This window comes from Cutibacterium granulosum, from assembly GCF_900186975.1.
GTDB classification, from domain to species: Bacteria; Actinomycetota; Actinomycetes; order Propionibacteriales; family Propionibacteriaceae; genus Cutibacterium; species Cutibacterium granulosum.
In genome coordinates this window covers 47,253-63,260 of sequence record NZ_LT906441.1, presented here as the reverse complement: position 1 = coordinate 63,260, position 16,008 = coordinate 47,253, and the positions used below count along the sequence as shown (strand labels likewise).

The 16,008-nt window shown below is 63.5% G+C and carries 13 protein-coding genes and 1 tRNA gene; all 14 read left to right on the top strand.

Annotation, left to right across the window (positions count from 1 at the left end; all coding sequences use genetic code 11):
• Positions 1–16: 16 nt before the first annotated feature.
• The 14 genes from CKV91_RS00325 to rpsG all read left to right on the top strand — a co-directional run bounded on the left by CKV91_RS00325 (position 17) and on the right by rpsG (position 15,895).
• The gene (locus tag CKV91_RS00325) at positions 17–1,288 is read left to right on the top strand and encodes an aminotransferase class I/II-fold pyridoxal phosphate-dependent enzyme (protein WP_021104862.1); all 1,272 of its coding nucleotides are present in this window, start codon (positions 17–19) and stop codon (positions 1,286–1,288) included.
• A gap of 116 nt (positions 1,289–1,404) precedes the next feature.
• Positions 1,405–1,477: transfer RNA gene (locus tag CKV91_RS00320), tRNA-Trp, on the top strand.
• A gap of 73 nt (positions 1,478–1,550) precedes the next feature.
• Entirely contained in the window at positions 1,551–2,234 is a 684-nt protein-coding gene (secE, locus tag CKV91_RS09615; RefSeq protein ID WP_021104863.1) for a preprotein translocase subunit SecE, read from the top strand.
• A 25-nt stretch (positions 2,235–2,259) separates the two neighbouring features.
• The gene (gene nusG / locus CKV91_RS00310) at positions 2,260–3,192 is read left to right on the top strand and encodes a transcription termination/antitermination protein NusG (protein ID WP_065860436.1); all 933 of its coding nucleotides are present in this window, start codon (positions 2,260–2,262) and stop codon (positions 3,190–3,192) included.
• Between the two features lie 262 nt (positions 3,193–3,454).
• Entirely contained in the window at positions 3,455–3,886 is a 432-nt protein-coding gene (gene rplK / locus CKV91_RS00305) for a 50S ribosomal protein L11 (protein ID WP_065860437.1), read from the top strand.
• Positions 3,887–3,972: 86 nt separating this feature from the next.
• The gene (rplA, locus tag CKV91_RS00300) at positions 3,973–4,671 is read left to right on the top strand and encodes a 50S ribosomal protein L1 (RefSeq protein ID WP_021104866.1); all 699 of its coding nucleotides are present in this window, start codon (positions 3,973–3,975) and stop codon (positions 4,669–4,671) included.
• A gap of 434 nt (positions 4,672–5,105) precedes the next feature.
• Positions 5,106–5,717 (top strand): 50S ribosomal protein L10, encoded by a 612-nt coding sequence (gene rplJ, locus CKV91_RS00295; RefSeq protein ID WP_021105018.1) that lies wholly within the window; start codon positions 5,106–5,108, stop codon positions 5,715–5,717.
• Positions 5,718–5,730: 13 nt separating this feature from the next.
• Positions 5,731–6,126, top strand: coding sequence for a 50S ribosomal protein L7/L12 (rplL, locus tag CKV91_RS00290; protein WP_023034352.1), 396 nt, complete (start codon positions 5,731–5,733; stop codon positions 6,124–6,126).
• 236 nt (positions 6,127–6,362) lie between these two features.
• The gene (locus CKV91_RS00285) at positions 6,363–6,596 is read left to right on the top strand and encodes a ribbon-helix-helix domain-containing protein (RefSeq protein WP_021104869.1); all 234 of its coding nucleotides are present in this window, start codon (positions 6,363–6,365) and stop codon (positions 6,594–6,596) included.
• The gene (locus CKV91_RS00280) at positions 6,593–6,910 is read left to right on the top strand and encodes a type II toxin-antitoxin system PemK/MazF family toxin (protein ID WP_231933760.1); all 318 of its coding nucleotides are present in this window, start codon (positions 6,593–6,595) and stop codon (positions 6,908–6,910) included. The genes CKV91_RS00285 and CKV91_RS00280 overlap by 4 nt, the downstream gene beginning before the upstream one ends.
• Positions 6,911–7,189: 279 nt before the next feature.
• On the top strand, positions 7,190–10,672 hold the full coding sequence (gene rpoB / locus CKV91_RS00275; RefSeq protein WP_021105015.1) for a DNA-directed RNA polymerase subunit beta: 3,483 nt from the start codon (positions 7,190–7,192) through the stop codon (positions 10,670–10,672).
• Between the two features lie 145 nt (positions 10,673–10,817).
• The gene (locus CKV91_RS00270; RefSeq protein ID WP_036903281.1) at positions 10,818–14,699 is read left to right on the top strand and encodes a DNA-directed RNA polymerase subunit beta'; all 3,882 of its coding nucleotides are present in this window, start codon (positions 10,818–10,820) and stop codon (positions 14,697–14,699) included.
• A 352-nt stretch (positions 14,700–15,051) separates the two neighbouring features.
• Entirely contained in the window at positions 15,052–15,423 is a 372-nt protein-coding gene (rpsL, locus tag CKV91_RS00265; protein ID WP_021105012.1) for a 30S ribosomal protein S12, read from the top strand.
• Position 15,424: 1 nt separating this feature from the next.
• Positions 15,425–15,895: a 30S ribosomal protein S7 gene (gene rpsG, locus CKV91_RS00260; protein ID WP_021104874.1), complete on the top strand. Its 471-nt coding sequence runs from the start codon at positions 15,425–15,427 to the stop codon at positions 15,893–15,895.
• The last annotated feature ends 113 nt before the right edge of the window (positions 15,896–16,008 follow it).

Here is a 16,008-nt window from a genome sequence, read left to right as displayed (position 1 = left end):
GAGGGAAAATGACACCATGACCACCGATTTGACGCAGATGTCTCCCGAGGAACTCCAGGACGTCCTGGACGAGCAGCGCCGCCTGCACACCGAGCTCGTCGCCCAGGAGCTCAACCTCAACATCACCCGGGGCAAGCCAGCCCCCGAGCAGCTCGACCTCAACCGGCACATGCTCGACATGGACGTGCCCACCAAATCCGCCGATGGCACCGATGTGCGAAACTACGGCGGCAACCGCGGTCTGGTCGACATCCGGCAGATCTTCGCCGAGCTGCTCAACGTCGATCTCGAGGACATCATCGCTGGCGACAACTCCAGCCTGGCCCTCATGCACGACTTCCTCACCTTCGCCATGCTGCACAAGCTGCCAGGAGCGAAGGGCCGATGGGCCGATCAGCAGATCAAGTTCATTGCCCCAGTTCCCGGCTACGATCGCCATTTCACGCTGTGCGAACATCTGGGTGTCGAGATGCTTCCCATCGAGCTGGGGGAGCATGGTCCCGACATGGACGAGGTGGAGAGGCTGGCCGCGGATCCGCAGGTCAAGGGCATGTGGGTCGTGCCGATGTACTCCAATCCCAACGGTGCCGTCTACGACGAGACAACCGTGCGTCGCCTCATGGAGATGCCGGCCGCTCCCGACTTCCGCATCTTGTGGGACAATGCCTACGGTCTGCACCATCTCACCGACAACGAGATCCAGCCGCTGCCGGTGCTCAGGATGGCTCAGGAAGCTGGCAATCCTGATCGCGTCCTGGAGTTCGCCTCGACCTCCAAGATCACCCACGCCGGTGACGGAATAGCCTTCCTGGCCTCGTCCAAGGGCAATCTCGAGTTCTACCTGGCCCACGCCGGGGTGCGCAAGATTGGTCCGGACAAGGTCAACCAGATGCGCCATGCCGCGTACTTCAAGGATGCCGAGGGGGTACGTTCCCTCATGCGGCGGCATCGCGAACTCCTGGCCCCCAAGTTCCATCTGGTGGAGCGCACCCTCCGAGCACGTCTGGGGGGAACCGGAGTTGCCACATGGACCCAGCCGGAGGGTGGCTACTTCGTCAACCTCACCGTCATGGACGGCACGGCCACCCGGGTCGTCGAGCTGGCGAAGGAAGCTGGAATTGCCCTCACCCCGGCTGGTTCCTCACATCCGCTGCACCAGGATCCACGGAACCGATTCATTCGACTCTCACCATCCTTCCCGAGCCAGGGAGAACTCTCCCAGGCGATGGATGGAGTGGCCACGTGCGTGCTTGTCGCTGCAGCCGAGAAACTCCTGGGCAAGAACTGAGAAGCACCGGATCTGGGGGTGTGGGCAACCTCGGCGACGAGCTCAATTCGACCTGTGGACCGTAAACCGCCTATACTTCCTGTGCTGACGGACGCGTTCGGCCGAACCGCCGTCGAAGGGCACTAGCTCAATTGGCAGAGCAGCGGTCTCCAAAACCGCAGGTTGGGGGTTCAAGTCCCTCGTGCCCTGCAAAGTGTCGAGATATTCTCGCAAGAGGTCGTGAAACACGTCACGGCCAGTATCCCGAGCCGATAGGACCAGCGTGAGACACGAGCAGCGACCTGACGGAGACGAGGTGAACACCTCTCCCGAGTACGGAACTGACGCCCGGGGCGAAGATCTTGCCCATGCTGGTGAGGCACCGGGTGAGGATTACACGGTCGTCGACGATGAAGCTGAGGAGCTCACGAACGCCAGCGACGAGGTGGATTCCACCCCGGATCGTGGTGATCCCGAGGACATGGTCGTCGATGATCCCCAGCAGCTGAGTGAGGCCGAGGCGGTTGCCCGTCGGGCCCGCTCGAGCCGGCCGCAGCGGCGGGACGGGGCCAAGAGTTCTGCTGGCTCCGATTCGCCACGCCGAGGCGCTGCCAGGCGATCCGACCGTTCCGGCGCGGACTCCTCGAACGGGGCCAAGGATTTGAAGACTGCGCGGCGGTCTCGCACCTCCGCCAAGGGGACCGATGCCCCGCAGCGCACGATGACCACCGCTCCGGTGCGTCGCAAGAAGGCGCAGGCAGCCAAGAACGACGAGCACAAGCGCGCCAACCCGATCGAGTTCTGCAAGCAGTCCGTCGCGGAGCTCAAGAAGGTCAAGTGGCTCAGCAGTCAGGATCTGGGACAGTACTTCGTCGTCGTCCTGGTCTTCGTGCTGGTCGTCATTGCCTATGTTAGTGGCTTGGACGTCCTCTTCGGCTGGCTTCTGATTAAACTGTTTGGCCAGTGATCAACAGCAATGGAGAATTATCACGGTGAGTGACACCCCAAATGTTTCCGACTCCACTGCAGGCGATGACATCGAACTCAACCTCGATGCTCTGGCACCTGAGGAGTCCCATGACGACGACGTGGACCTCAATCTCGATGCCCTCGCTCCTGACAAGGATGACGAGCATACCGATGAGGCCCCGCTGAACCTCGACTTCGACGCCGACTCCAAGGAGGAGTCCAGCGAGGAGAAGCTCGGCGATTCCGACATCGCCCGCAACCTCGGTCTGGGCCAGGACGCCGATGACGAGCAGCAGGATTCCGCCGGTGAGGAGGAGCAGTCGGCGGACAATCAGGATGCCGTCGACGAGGCCGTGGCCAAGCTGCGCGATGACCTCGACATGAAGTTCGGCCAGTGGTACGTACTGCACACCTACTCCGGCATGGAGAACAAGGTGAAGCAGAATCTCGACGCCCGAGTGCAGAACTTCAACATGGAGGACTACATCTACGAGACGGTCGTCCCCACCGAAGAGGTGGTCGAGATCCGCAATGGAGTTCGCAAGACCATCACCCGCGTGTTCATGCCCGGTTACGTCCTGGTGCGGATGGACCTCACCGAGGAGTCGTGGGGCACCGTGCGACACACCCCGTCGGTGACCGGATTCGTCGGCAATGCCATGGATCCCATCCCGCTCACCCAGGACGAGGTCGTCAAGATGCTCACGCCATCGGTCATCGCCCAGGTGAACCATGACATGGCAGGCCAGGCACCCTCGCCCAAGGCCAAGCGCAAGGTTGAGGTTGCCGATTACGAGGTGGGCGAGTCGGTGCAGATCATCGAGGGTCCCTTTGCCGGCGTCCCGGCCGTCATCGACGAGATCAACGTCAACAGCCAGCGGGTCAAGGCGTCGGTGGAGATCCTGGGTCGGTCCACCCCGGTCGATCTGGAGTTCAACCAGATTCGCAAGGACTGATCGGCTGGCGCACTGCACCAGCTTCGGCAAGTTCATCCCGCTCCTGATGTGAAGTGAGGGTCCACCGCCGTTGAACTGGCGGTGGCGTCGTTCCCCTGCAGCCCAATTGGGTTCTGCAGGGGAATTTGCGTATCATGGGCCAGTGCGTCCTCGTTCGGATCGTTCGTCACGAGCCGAGCAGGCGGTTCGTCATGCCGCTGGACGCATCGGCCCCACCACTCCCGGTGTGGCCGACACTCCGTCACGAGAAGGACCCGATTACATGGCTCCCAAGAAGAAGGTGGCGTCTCTCGTCAAGATCGTCCTCAACGCTGGACAGGCAACTCCTGCTCCGCCAGTTGGTACGGCCCTGGGCCCCACCGGCGTCAACATCATGGAGTTTTGCAAGGCGTACAACGCGCAGACCGAGGGTCAGCGCGGCAACGTCGTCCCCGTTGAGATCACCATCTACGAGGACCGCTCGTTCACGTTCATCCTCAAGACCCCGCCGGCTGCCGAGCTCATCAAGAAGGCTGCCGGGATCAAGAAGGGGACCGAGAACCCGCTGACCCACAAGGTGGGCAAGATCAGCCGCGACCAGGTTCGCGAGATCGCCAACACCAAGATGCCCGACCTCAACGCCAACAGCGTCGAGACCGCGATGAAGATCGTTGAGGGCACCGCTCGCTCGATGGGTGTGACGGTCGAGGGCTGAGCCTTCGCACCTGCACCGTTTTCTCGAGATCAACTCAAGTGGAGGGGCCGCGCAGCCCACACCACTCCTGGTGAAAGGAACCAGACATGAAGCGCAGCAAGGCTTACCGGGCAGCCGCCGAGAAGCGAAACCCGGATCAGCTCTACAGCCCTGACGAGGCACTCCGCCTGGTCAAGGAGAACGCGTCGGCGAAGTTCGACGAGTCCATCGATGTCGCGGTCCGTCTCGGGGTCGACCCCAAGAAGGCCGACCAGATGGTTCGTGGCACTGTCAACCTCCCCAACGGCACTGGTAAGACGGCTCGGGTCCTCGTCTTCGCCACCGGTGAGAAGGCCGATGCAGCCCGCGAGGCGGGCGCCGATGAGGTCGGTGACGACGAGCTCATCGCCAAGGTCCAGGGCGGGTACTTGGACTTCGACTCCGTCGTGGCAACCCCGGACATGATGGGCAAGGTCGGTCGTCTCGGCCGCGTCCTCGGTCCCCGTGGCCTCATGCCGAACCCCAAGACCGGCACCGTGACCATGGACGTCGCCAAGGCCGTCGCAGACATCAAGGGCGGCAAGATCGAGTTCCGTGTGGACCGGTACGCCAACCTGCACTTCCTCATCGGCAAGGCCTCCTTCGACGCCGACAAGCTGGTGGAGAACTACCGTGCCGCCCTCGACGAGATCCTGCGTCTCAAGCCGTCGGCCGCCAAGGGGCGTTACCTGCGCAAGATCGCCGTCTCCTCGACCATGGGGCCGAGCGTGCAGATCGATCCTGCCGACGTCAAGGTTGCCAACTGACGCCTCCACGTCCCTGACGTAGTTTGCGAACACATGAATGGCCGTGGCCCCTTTCGGGGCTGCGGTCATTGCGCATGGTGTGGGGTGAGGTGGTCCTGCGCCGGGGCCACTGCCACGACGTGGAGCAGGTGGCGACGTGTTGACAGATTTTGTTCCGATCGTGCCGTGGCCTATACTCAGACGAGCCGAAGACCGCTGGTCGAGTTTTTCGTCAATCACGATGTCGCGCGTCGACGTCGTGGCCCGCGTAGGTGAACGTATCAACTCCGGAGAGTTCAGATCGCTGGATTCGTGTCGAGTTGCCCCGTTGCGCCTGCGCCTCGGGGCTTTTTTCATGCCCGGGTGCCTGACGAATGCACTGCGACGGCCACGGTCGCGCGGCACCTGTGCGGCCCACCGGTCGCACGTCGTAGCAAACAGTGGGAGGAGACCCAATGGCTAGGCCAGACAAGGCAGCTGCGGTCGCCGAGCTGAAGGAGAAGTTCACTTCAGCACAGGCGACGGTGCTGACCGAGTACCGCGGTCTCTCGGTCGGTGAGCTGAAGGACCTTCGTCGCTCGCTCGGCAATGAGACCACCTATGCCGTTGTGAAGAACACCCTGACCCGTATCGCCGTGCACGAGGCTGGTATCGACGGACTCGACGAGCAACTCGTCGGCCCGACCGCCCTGGCCTTCATCAACGGCGATGTGGCTGATGCCGCCAAGGGTCTGAAGAACTTCGCAAAGGAAAACCCTCTCCTGGTGATCAAGGGTGGCGTCATGGATGGAAAGATCCTCGACGCCGACGCCGTCAAGAAGCTTGCCGATCTTGAGTCTCGCGAGGTTCTGCTCGCCAAGCTCGCCGGCGGCTTGAAGGCCAACCTGACGAAGGCCGCCGTGGTCTTCGACGCCCTGCCCTCCAAGGCCGCTCGTGGCCTGGGAGCCCTGCAGGAGAAGGCTCAGGCTGATCCCTCCGTGATTGGTGGAGCCGGAGAGGCTTCCAACCAGGAGACCGACACCAATACCCCTGAGGCGTCCGACGCCCAGGACAACACCAACGAGTGAAAGGACGCCCATCATGGCAAAGCTCAGCAACGAAGAGCTCCTTGACGCCTTCAAGGAGATGACCCTCATCGAGCTCTCCGAGTTCGTCAAGCAGTTCGAGGAGACCTTCGACGTCTCCGCCGCCGCTCCGGTGGCTGTCGCCGCTGCTGCCGGTGCCCCGGCTGCCGGTGGCGAGGCCGGTGCCGCCGAGGAGGAGAAGGACGAGTTCGACGTCATTCTCGAGGCCGCCGGCGACAAGAAGATCCAGGTCATCAAGGAGGTTCGCTCCCTGACCAGCCTCGGCCTTAAGGACGCCAAGGACCTCGTCGAGTCCGCTCCCAAGCCGGTTCTCGAGAAGGCCAAGAAGGACGACGCCGAGAAGGCCAAGGAGGCCCTCGAGGCCGCCGGCGCCACCGTCACCCTCAAGTGATGAATCGGTTCGCCACCCCCCCAGATTCATTCGGGTGTGGCGAGCCTCCAGCGTCGCGTTCGCGTGACCGTGTGAGTTGGGTCTGACCCCGATTCAGCAGTTCCAGCGGTGCTCACCTCATGGTGGGCACCGCTGTTGCATGCGCGGACACCGCTGTCGGGTGGCGATCTCGAGACGTTCGACCTGGCCAGGCCGGTGAATCCCAGTGGGGGATTCGGTCTGGTATGATGCGACGCATGACGACACAGATCTCGGTTCGGCTTCCTGATGAGATGGTCTCCTTCCTTGATCGCTGTGTGTCCGAGGGGCGCGTTGCCAGCCGTGCTGAGATCATCGCTGGAGCGGTGGAGCGTGAGATGCGTCGTGAAGCGGCGATGCGTGATGCAGCCATCCTCGCCGAGGTCGGATCTGCAGATGATTTGGATGATCTTGTGGCATGGTCGGTGGAGCACCCGGAGATGGGGTCATGATCATGCGTGAGATCTGTCTGGCTCGGATGGACAGGACTCGACCCGTTGTCGTCCTCACCCGTGAAGTGTCCCGTCAGGCAATGACCAAGGTCACCGTTGCTCCAGTCACGTCGACCATCAAGGGGCTGTGCAGCGAGGTACGCGTCGGCAAGGCCAACGGTCTTGACCATGAGTCCGCGATTGCCCTGGACAATGTGTTGACGATCCCGGTGGATCGGCTCGGCCGAAGCATTGGTTTTCTCACCCCGGATCAGGAGAAGGCTCTTGCCCGTGCCTTCGTCATGGCATATGACCTTGAGCTTCCAGTGGCCTGACGGTGAGGTTGGTCGGGGAATCACGGTGTTGCCCCTGCCATTGGACATGGTTTGGCCGATGGTTCTCGCGCGTCATGCTTGCGCTGGCCTGTGAGCATGGGGCAAAGTGTCATCCTGCCACAGTGCCGTTGCATGGCTTGTGTCCTGCCGCAGATAGTTGTATAGTTTTTCCTTGCACCATAGCCAGCGTTCTGCCCATATTTGACATGGGCGGTTCGTCATGCCCCAAAACGGTCGATCCCCCGACCGTTTTCCAGGAGTTCTCGGAAGGACCGCACATTGGCCGCCACGCGCACCGCGTCGAAGAACACCAACGTCATCTCTCCAGAGAGCGGGCGAATCTCGTTCGCGAAGATTCATGAGCCGCTCGAGGTTCCGAACCTGCTGGATCTGCAGGTTGAGTCATTCAACTGGCTCGTCGGCAACGAGATATGGCAGTCGCACGTCGAGGAGGCCCTTGCCCAAGGGCGCACCGACATCAACACGAAGTCCGGGCTGGAGGAGATCTTCGAGGAGATTTCGCCCATCGAGGACTACTCGGAGACGATGTCGCTGTCATTCCGTGACCACCGCTTCGAAGATCCCAAGCACACCCTCGACGAGTGCAAGGATCGCGACAGCACGTACTCCGCGCCGCTCTTCGTCACGGCCGAGTTCACCAACAACGAGACCGGCGAGATCAAGTCGCAGACCGTCTTCATCGGTGATTTCCCACTCATGACCCCCAAGGGCACCTTCATCATCGGCGGCACCGAGCGCGTCGTCGTCTCCCAGTTGGTGCGTTCCCCGGGCGTCTACTTCGAGCGCAACGCCGACAAGACGTCCGACAAGGATATCTACAGCTGCAAGGTGATTCCCTCGCGTGGCGCCTGGCTCGAGTTCGAGATCGACAAGCGTGACACGGTGGGCGTGCGTCTGGATCGCAAGCGCAAGCAAAACGTCACCATCTTCCTCAAGGCGCTGGGCTGGACCCCTGAGCGCATCCTTGAGGAGTTCGGTGAGTACGAGTCGATCCGTCAGACCCTGGAGAAGGACCACGGTGTCGACTCCCAGGACCAGGCGCTGCTCGACATCTACAAGAAGCTGCGTCCCGGCGAGCCGCCGTCGCGTGATGCTGCCCAGCAGCTGCTGGAGAACTACTACTTCAACTCCAAGCGTTACGACCTGGCCAAGGTGGGCCGCTACAAGGTCAACAAGAAGCTCGGCCTCTCCCTGCCGTTCGACCAGCAGGTGCTCACCATCGACGACATCGTCGCCGCCATCCACTACATCTGCGCCCTGCACGAGGGCACCGAGACCCTGCCGCGCGAGGACCATGACGACATCGTCGTCGAGGCCGATGACATCGACCACTTCGGCAACCGTCGTCTGCGTACCGTCGGTGAGCTCATCCAGAACCAGTTGCGTACCGGTCTGGGACGGATGGAGCGCGTCGTGCGAGACCGCATGACCACCCAGGACATCGAGGCGATCACCCCGCAGACCCTCATCAACATCCGCCCGGTGACGGCTGCGATCAAGGAGTTCTTCGGCACCTCCCAGCTCTCGCAGTTCATGGACCAGAACAACCCGTTGGCCGAGATGACGCACCGTCGTCGTCTGTCGGCCCTGGGGCCCGGCGGTCTGTCCCGTGACCGCGCCGGCATGGAGGTGCGAGACGTCCACCCCTCGCACTACGGGCGCATGTGCCCGATCGAGACCCCTGAGGGCCCGAACATCGGCCTCATCGGTTCGCTGGCCTCCTTCGCCCGCGTCAATGCGTTCGGGTTCATCGAGACCCCGTACCGCCGCGTCATCGACGGAAAGGTGACCGACGTCGTCGACTACCTCACCGCCGATGAGGAGGACCGCTACATCATCGCTCAGGCCAACGCCTCGCTCACCGATGAGGGACACTTCGCCAATGACCGCGTCCTGGTGCGCAAGCGTCATGGTGAGGCCGACGAGGTGCCCAACGACGAGGTCGACTACATGGACGTCTCCCCGCGTCAGATGGTGTCGGTCGGTTCGGCCCTCATCCCGTTCCTCGAGCACGACGACGCCTCCCGTGCCCTCATGGGTGCCAACATGCAGCGTCAGGCAGTGCCGCTCATCCGTACCCAGGCTCCGCTGGTGGGTACCGGCATGGAGTACGACTGCGCGGTCGACGGCGGCGAGGTCACCTTGGCCGAGAAGCCCGGATCCGTGCTGTCGGTCTCTGCCGACCTCATCGACATCGCCTGTGACGACGGCACCTACCAGACCTACCGCCTGGACAAGTTCCGCCGCTCCAATGCCGGAACCTGCGTCAACCAGCGCCCGATCGTCAAGGCGGGGCAGCGCGTCGAGGTTGGCACCCCACTGGCCGACGGCCCGTCCACCGACAATGGCGAGTTGGCCCTGGGGCGCAACGTCCTGGCAGCCTTCATGCCGTGGCACGGCCTCAACTACGAGGACGCCATCATCATCTCCCAGCGGATCGTCTCCGACGACGTCCTCACCTCGATCCACATCGAGGAGCACGAGGTCGATGCCCGCGACACCAAGCTGGGTGCCGAGGAGATCACTCGCGACATTCCCAACGTCTCCGAGGACATGCTCGCCAATCTCGACGAGAACGGCATCGTGCGCATCGGTGCCCACGTCGGCACCGGCGACATCCTCGTCGGCAAGGTGACCCCCAAGGGCGAGACCGAACTCACCCCCGAGGAGCGTCTGCTGCGGGCCATCTTCGGTGAGAAGGCCCGTGAGGTGCGCGACACTTCCCTCAAGGTGCCGCACGGCGAGGAGGGCGTCGTCATCGGAGTACGCATCTTCGATGCCGAGAACGGTGATGACGAACTCGCCCCCGGCGTCAACCAGATGGTGCGCGTGTACGTCGCCCAGAAGCGCAAGGTGACGATCGGTGACAAGCTCGCCGGACGCCACGGCAACAAGGGTGTCATCTCCAAGGTGCTGCCCGTGGAGGACATGCCCTTCCTGGCCGACGGCACCCCGGTCGACATCATCCTCAACCCGTTGGGTGTGCCCTCGCGCATGAACGTCGGGCAGGTGCTCGAGATGCACCTGGGGTGGATCGCCCACTCCGGGTGGGACATCACCCAGACGGAAGGCGACTGGGCCGAACGGCTGCGTGAGGTCGGACTGGTGGACGTTCCCGCGGACTCCCGTCTGGCCACCCCGGTCTTCGACGGTGCCACCGAGGAGGAGATCCAGGGTCTGCTGGACAACGGACGCCCCAACCGGGACGGCGAGAAGCTCATCAGCTCCGAGGGCAAGACCCAGCTGTTCGACGGACGTACCGGCGAGCCGTTCCCCCAGGAGGTCGGCGTCGGCTACATGTACATGCTCAAGCTGCACCACCTCGTCGACGACAAGATTCACGCCCGTTCCACCGGTCCGTACTCCATGATCACCCAGCAGCCGTTGGGTGGTAAGGCCCAGTTCGGTGGTCAGCGCTTCGGTGAGATGGAGGTGTGGGCCATGGAGGCATACGGTGCCGCCTGGGCCCTGCAGGAACTGCTCACCATCAAGTCCGACGACGTGCCCGGACGTGTCAAGGTCTACGAGGCGATCGTCAAGGGCGAGAACATCCCCGAGCCGGGCATTCCCGAGTCGTTCAAGGTGCTCGTCAAGGAGATGAAGTCCCTGTGCCTGAACGTCGAGGTGCTCAACTCCGAGGGCCAGGAGATCGATCTTCGTGAGCCCGACGAGGACACCCGGTCGAACCTGGGAATCGATCTGTCACGTCGTCCGGGTGCCGACAACGCGCTGGCGGACTGACGAGTTCATCAATCGGCAATTGCGACTGAAACGAAGGGGGTGACGTCAGGCCTGGACACCCTGACGTCACACGAACCCCAGTTGGGACTCCTCCTGGGCAGGGATGGAGCCAGCACCCACCGGCAGTGGGGGAAAGAGACACACCGTGCTGGACACGAACTACTACGACCGCCTCCAGATCGGCCTGGCGACCGCTGACCAGATTCGCCAGTGGAGCTACGGCGAGGTCAAGAAACCCGAGACCATCAACTACCGCACCCTCAAGCCGGAGCGCGACGGTCTGTTCTGCGAGAAGATCTTCGGGCCCACCAAGGACTGGGAGTGCTACTGCGGCAAGTACAAACGCGTGCGCTTCAAGGGCATCATCTGTGAGCGGTGTGGCGTGGAGGTCACTCGCTCCAATGTGCGTCGTGAGCGCATGGGCCACATCGAGCTGGCCGCCCCGGTCACCCACATCTGGTACTTCAAGGGTGTGCCGTCGCGGCTGGGCTACCTGCTCGACATCGCCCCCAAGGACCTCGAGAAGGTCATCTACTTCGCGGCCTACATGATCACCGCGGTCGACGAGGAGGCCCGTCACCGCGACCTGCCGAGCCTCGAGGCGAAGGTGCAGGCCGAGAAGACCCACATGGCCCAGCGCCGCGACTCCGAGCTGGAGGCTCGTCGAGCAAAGCTCGAGGAGGATCTCGCTCAGCTGGAGGCCGAGGGGGCCAAGGCCGACACCCGCCGCAAGGTCAAGGACGGTGCCGAGAAGGAGCTGCGTCAGATCGAGCATCGCGGTCAGCGCCAGATCGACCGTCTCGACGCCGTCTGGGAGCGGTTCAAGACCCTCAAGGTCCAGGATCTCGAGGGTGACGAGGTGCTCTACCGTGAGATGCGGTCGCGGTTCGGCAAGTACTTCGAGGGCTCCATGGGAGCCGAGGCCGTCAAGCGTCGGCTGGCCGACTTCGACCTGCAGGCCGAGTCGGAGAGCCTGCGTGAGACCATCAAGACCGGACGCGGTCAGAAGAAGACTCGTGCCCTCAAGCGTCTCAAGGTGGTGCAGGCCTTCCTCGATTCCGGCAACTCCCCGGCGGGCATGGTGCTGGACTGCGTGCCGGTGATTCCACCGGACCTGCGCCCGATGGTCCAGCTGGACGGTGGCCGATTCGCCACCTCCGACCTCAACGACCTCTACCGTCGCGTCATCAATCGCAACAACCGTCTCAAGCGGCTGCTCGATCTCGGGGCCCCCGAGATCATCGTCAATAACGAGAAGCGCATGCTCCAGGAAGCCGTGGACTCGCTGTTCGACAACGGTCGTCGCGGGCGCCCGGTCTCCGGGCCGGGCAACCGTCCGCTGAAGTCGCTGTCCGACATGCTCAAGGGCAAGCAGGGCCGGTTCCGTCAGAACCTGCTCGGCAAGCGCGTCGACTACTCCGGCCGTTCGGTCATCGTCGTCGGCCCGCAGCTCAAGATGCACCAGTGCGGTCTGCCCAAGACGATGGCCCTGGAGCTGTTCAAGCCGTTCGTCATGAAGCGTCTGGCCGACCTCGAGCACGCACAGAACGTCAAGTCCGCCAAGCGGATGGTCGAGCGTCAGCGCCCGGTGGTGTGGGACGTCCTCGAAGAGGTCATCAAGGAGCACCCGGTGCTGCTCAACCGAGCACCAACGCTGCACCGTCTGGGCATCCAGGCCTTCGAGCCGCTGCTCATCGAGGGCAAGGCCATCCAGCTGCACCCGCTGGTCTGCTCGGCCTTCAACGCCGACTTCGACGGTGACCAGATGGCCGTCCACCTGCCGTTGAGTGCCGAGGCCCAGGCCGAGGCTCGGGTGCTCATGCTCTCGACCAACAACATCCTCAAGCCGGCTGACGGCCGACCGGTCGCCCTGCCCAGCCACGAGATGATCATTGGTGCCTACTACCTGACGATGGCCCTGGACGGCCGCAAGGGGGAGGGGCGAGTCTTCACCTCGCTGTCCGAGGCGATCATGGCCCACGATCTCGGTGAACTCGAGGTGGGGGCCAAGATCAAGATGCGCTTCCACGACATGGTTCCGCCGGTGGGCAAGGAGCTGCGCCCGGACGGCTCCATCCTGCTCGACACCACCTTGGGTCAGGCGATCTTCAACGAGGTGCTGCCCAAGGACTACCCCTACGTCGACTATCTCGTCGGCAAGAAGCAGATCGGCAAGATCGTCAACGACCTCTCCGAGCGGATGACCCAGCTCGAGGTGGCCCACATCCTCGACAACCTCAAGGACATCGGCTACGACTGGGGCTCGCTGTCCGGTGTGACCGTGTCCATCGGTGACGTGCAGACCCCGCCGACCAAGCCGCAGATCCTGGCGGGCTACGAGAAGCGGGCTGCCAAGGTCGACAAGGAGTACGAGCGTGGTGCCGTCACAGAGGAGGAACGGCGTCAGGACCTCATCCAGATCTGGACGGAGGCCACTGCCGAGCTCACCGAGGCGATGGAGGCCAACTTCACCCGCACCAACCCCATCTACATGATGGTGCACTCCGGTGCCCGTGGAAACATGACCCAGATGCGTCAGATCGCCGCCATGCGTGGTCTGGTGGCCGACACCAAGGGCGACATCATTCCCCGACCCATCAAGTCGAACTTCCGTGAGGGCCTCACGGTGCTGGAGTACTTCATCTCCACCCACGGTGGCCGAAAGGGTCAGGCCGACACCGCTCTGCGTACCGCGGACTCCGGTTACCTCACCCGTCGTCTGGTTGACGTCTCCCAGGACGTCATCGTGCGTGACGACGACTGTGGCACCACCCGCGGGATGCCCAAGACGATTGCCGTCGACGACGGTTCGGGCAACCTCGTGCCGGCCGATGGCCTGGAGACGGCGGTCTACGCCCGGTGCCTGGCAGCCGACGCCGTCGACGCCAATGGCAATGTCGTCCTGGAGGCCAACTCCGACCTGGGCGATGAGCAGATTCGCAGGCTCATCGCCGCTGGCATCACCCAGATCAAGGTGCGTTCGGTGCTGACCTGTGCCGCTCCCGAGGGGTGCTGCGCCCGGTGCTACGGCCGGTCGCTGTCCACCGGCAAGCTGGTCGACGTCGGTGAGGCCGTGGGCATCATCGCCGCCCAGTCGATTGGTGAGCCCGGTACCCAGCTGACGATGCGTACCTTCCACACCGGTGGTGTGGCCGGTGACGACATCACCCAGGGGCTGCCGCGTGTCGTCGAGCTCTTCGAGGCCCGTTCCCCCAAGGGCAAGGCGCCGATCGCCGAGGCCTCCGGTGTCGTTCGTCTGGAGGAGTCCGACTCCCGGCGCAAGCTCATCCTCGTGCGTGACGACGGTGAGGAGGATGTGGAGTACACCCTGCCACGTCGCGCACGTCTGGAGTTCGACTTCGGTGGCCGGCACGTCGTCATTCGCGATGGTGCACGGGTGGAGGCTGGACAGCAGCTCACCGCCGGTACCCTCGACCCCCACGATGTGTTGCGCGTCATGGGTGTGCGCAAGGTCCAGGAGCACCTGGTCGGTGAGGTCCAGAAGGTGTACGCCACCCAGGGCGCCCCGATCCACGAGAAGCACATCGAGATCGTCATTCGCCAGATGCTGCGCCGTATCACGGTGATCGACTCCGGCGACACGACGATGATGCCCGGTGAGCTGGCGGACCGTCCGCTCTATGAGGCTGCCAACCGTACCGCCGTCGCCGAGGGTGGTCGTCCCGCCGAGGGCCGCCCGGTGCTCATGGGCATCACCAAGGCATCCCTGGCCACCGAGTCGTGGCTGTCGGCCGCGTCCTTCCAGGAGACGACGAAGGTGCTCACCGATGCCGCGATCAACGGCAAGACCGACACCCTCGTCGGTCTCAAGGAGAACGTCATCCTCGGTAAGCTCATCCCGGCCGGTACCGGACTGGAGCGCTACCGCAACATGCGTGTGGAGCCGACGGCAGAGGCCAAGGCAGCGGCGTTCACCATGAACTACGACCCGTTCGACTACGATTTCGGATCCGGCTCGGGAGCCTCGGTGGCCCTGGACGATCTCGATTTCGGAGACCTCGGTTGATGAGTTCGGTCGAACACCGCGTGTGAACGCCACGACACGCGGTGAGATGCAGCGAGGCGGTTGCCGGAGGGGTCCGGTGGCCGCCTCGTCGTCTTGCTGGGGGCACGTCTGCTTTGGCCTGACGGTGCCACGGTGATAGCCTTGTTCATCGTGTCCGGTATCTCCGGACGCTTGTGCGTGCCCTGGCAGGACGGTACGACCTCTCGAGTTGCTGCGAGCCTGGTCCGTCTGTGCGGAGTTCGCACGGCACCCCTTCCACTCAGAGCGCGGGACAGCGGTGGCCCAGCGCCGAGTGCCACGGGTGCACAGCCAGGGATTCTTAACCACAGACACGGAAAGAGAAACCAAGCCGGTGCCAACAATTCAGCAATTGGTCCGCAAGGGCCGTACTGACAAGATCAGCAAGAACAAGACCCCTGCCCTCAAGGGATCCCCGCAGCGTCGTGGCGTGTGCACCCGCGTGTACACCACCACCCCGAAGAAGCCGAACTCGGCCCTCCGCAAGGTTGCCCGTGTTCGCCTGTCGTCGGGTATCGAGGTCACGGCCTACATTCCCGGAATTGGCCACAACCTCCAGGAGCACTCGATGGTGCTCGTGCGCGGCGGTCGTGTGAAGGACCTCCCGGGCGTGCGCTACAAGATCGTCCGCGGGTCCCTCGATACGCAGGGTGTCAAGGGCCGCAAGCAGGCTCGCAGCCGCTACGGCGCCAAGAAGGAGAAGTGACATGCCTCGTAAAGGAGCCATTCCCAAGCGTCCAGTGATGGTCGACCCGGTCTACGGGTCCCCGCTGGTTTCCCAGCTCGTCAGCAAGATCCTGCTCGACGGCAAGAAGACCGTCGCCCAGGACATCGTCTACACCGCCCTCGAGGGGTGCCGTGCCAAGACGAACACCGATCCGGTGCAGACCCTCAAGCGTGCGCTCGACAACATCAAGCCCTCCTTGGAGGTCAAGTCCCGTCGCGTCGGTGGCGCCACCTATCAGGTCCCGGTGGAGGTCAAGCCTGCTCGTCAGACCACCTTGGCGCTGCGCTGGTTGGTGACCTTCTCCCGTGAGCGTCGTGAGAAGACCATGTCCGAGCGTCTCATGAACGAGATCCTGGATGCCTCCAACGGTCTGGGAGCCTCGGTGAAGCGTCGCGAGGACACCCACAAGATGGCCGAGGCCAACCGCGCCTTCGCCCACTACCGCTGGTGATGAACGAGCCCCCTCGCCATTGATGTGAGGGGGCACCTTCATGTTCTCAGCCCGAACCCCGGTGATTTGGTTCACCTGCGGTTCACCTACGACGAGCATCATTCCGCATAGAC

Bases quoted from the DNA above. Each gene is read 5' to 3' on its own strand.
- CKV91_RS00285 (WP_021104869.1), top strand. From the start codon at position 6,363: ATGACGACACAGATCTCGGTTCGGCTTCCTGATGAGATGGTCTCCTTC.
- rpsG (WP_021104874.1), top strand. From the start codon at position 15,425: ATGCCTCGTAAAGGAGCCATTCCCAAGCGTCCAGTGATGGTCGACCCG.
- rplA (WP_021104866.1), top strand. From the start codon at position 3,973: ATGAAGCGCAGCAAGGCTTACCGGGCAGCCGCCGAGAAGCGAAACCCG.
- CKV91_RS00325 (WP_021104862.1), top strand. From the start codon at position 17: ATGACCACCGATTTGACGCAGATGTCTCCCGAGGAACTCCAGGACGTC.
- rplL (WP_023034352.1), top strand. From the start codon at position 5,731: ATGGCAAAGCTCAGCAACGAAGAGCTCCTTGACGCCTTCAAGGAGATG.
- CKV91_RS00280 (WP_231933760.1), top strand. From the start codon at position 6,593: ATGATCATGCGTGAGATCTGTCTGGCTCGGATGGACAGGACTCGACCC.
- rplK (WP_065860437.1), top strand. From the start codon at position 3,455: ATGGCTCCCAAGAAGAAGGTGGCGTCTCTCGTCAAGATCGTCCTCAAC.
- rplJ (WP_021105018.1), top strand. From the start codon at position 5,106: ATGGCTAGGCCAGACAAGGCAGCTGCGGTCGCCGAGCTGAAGGAGAAG.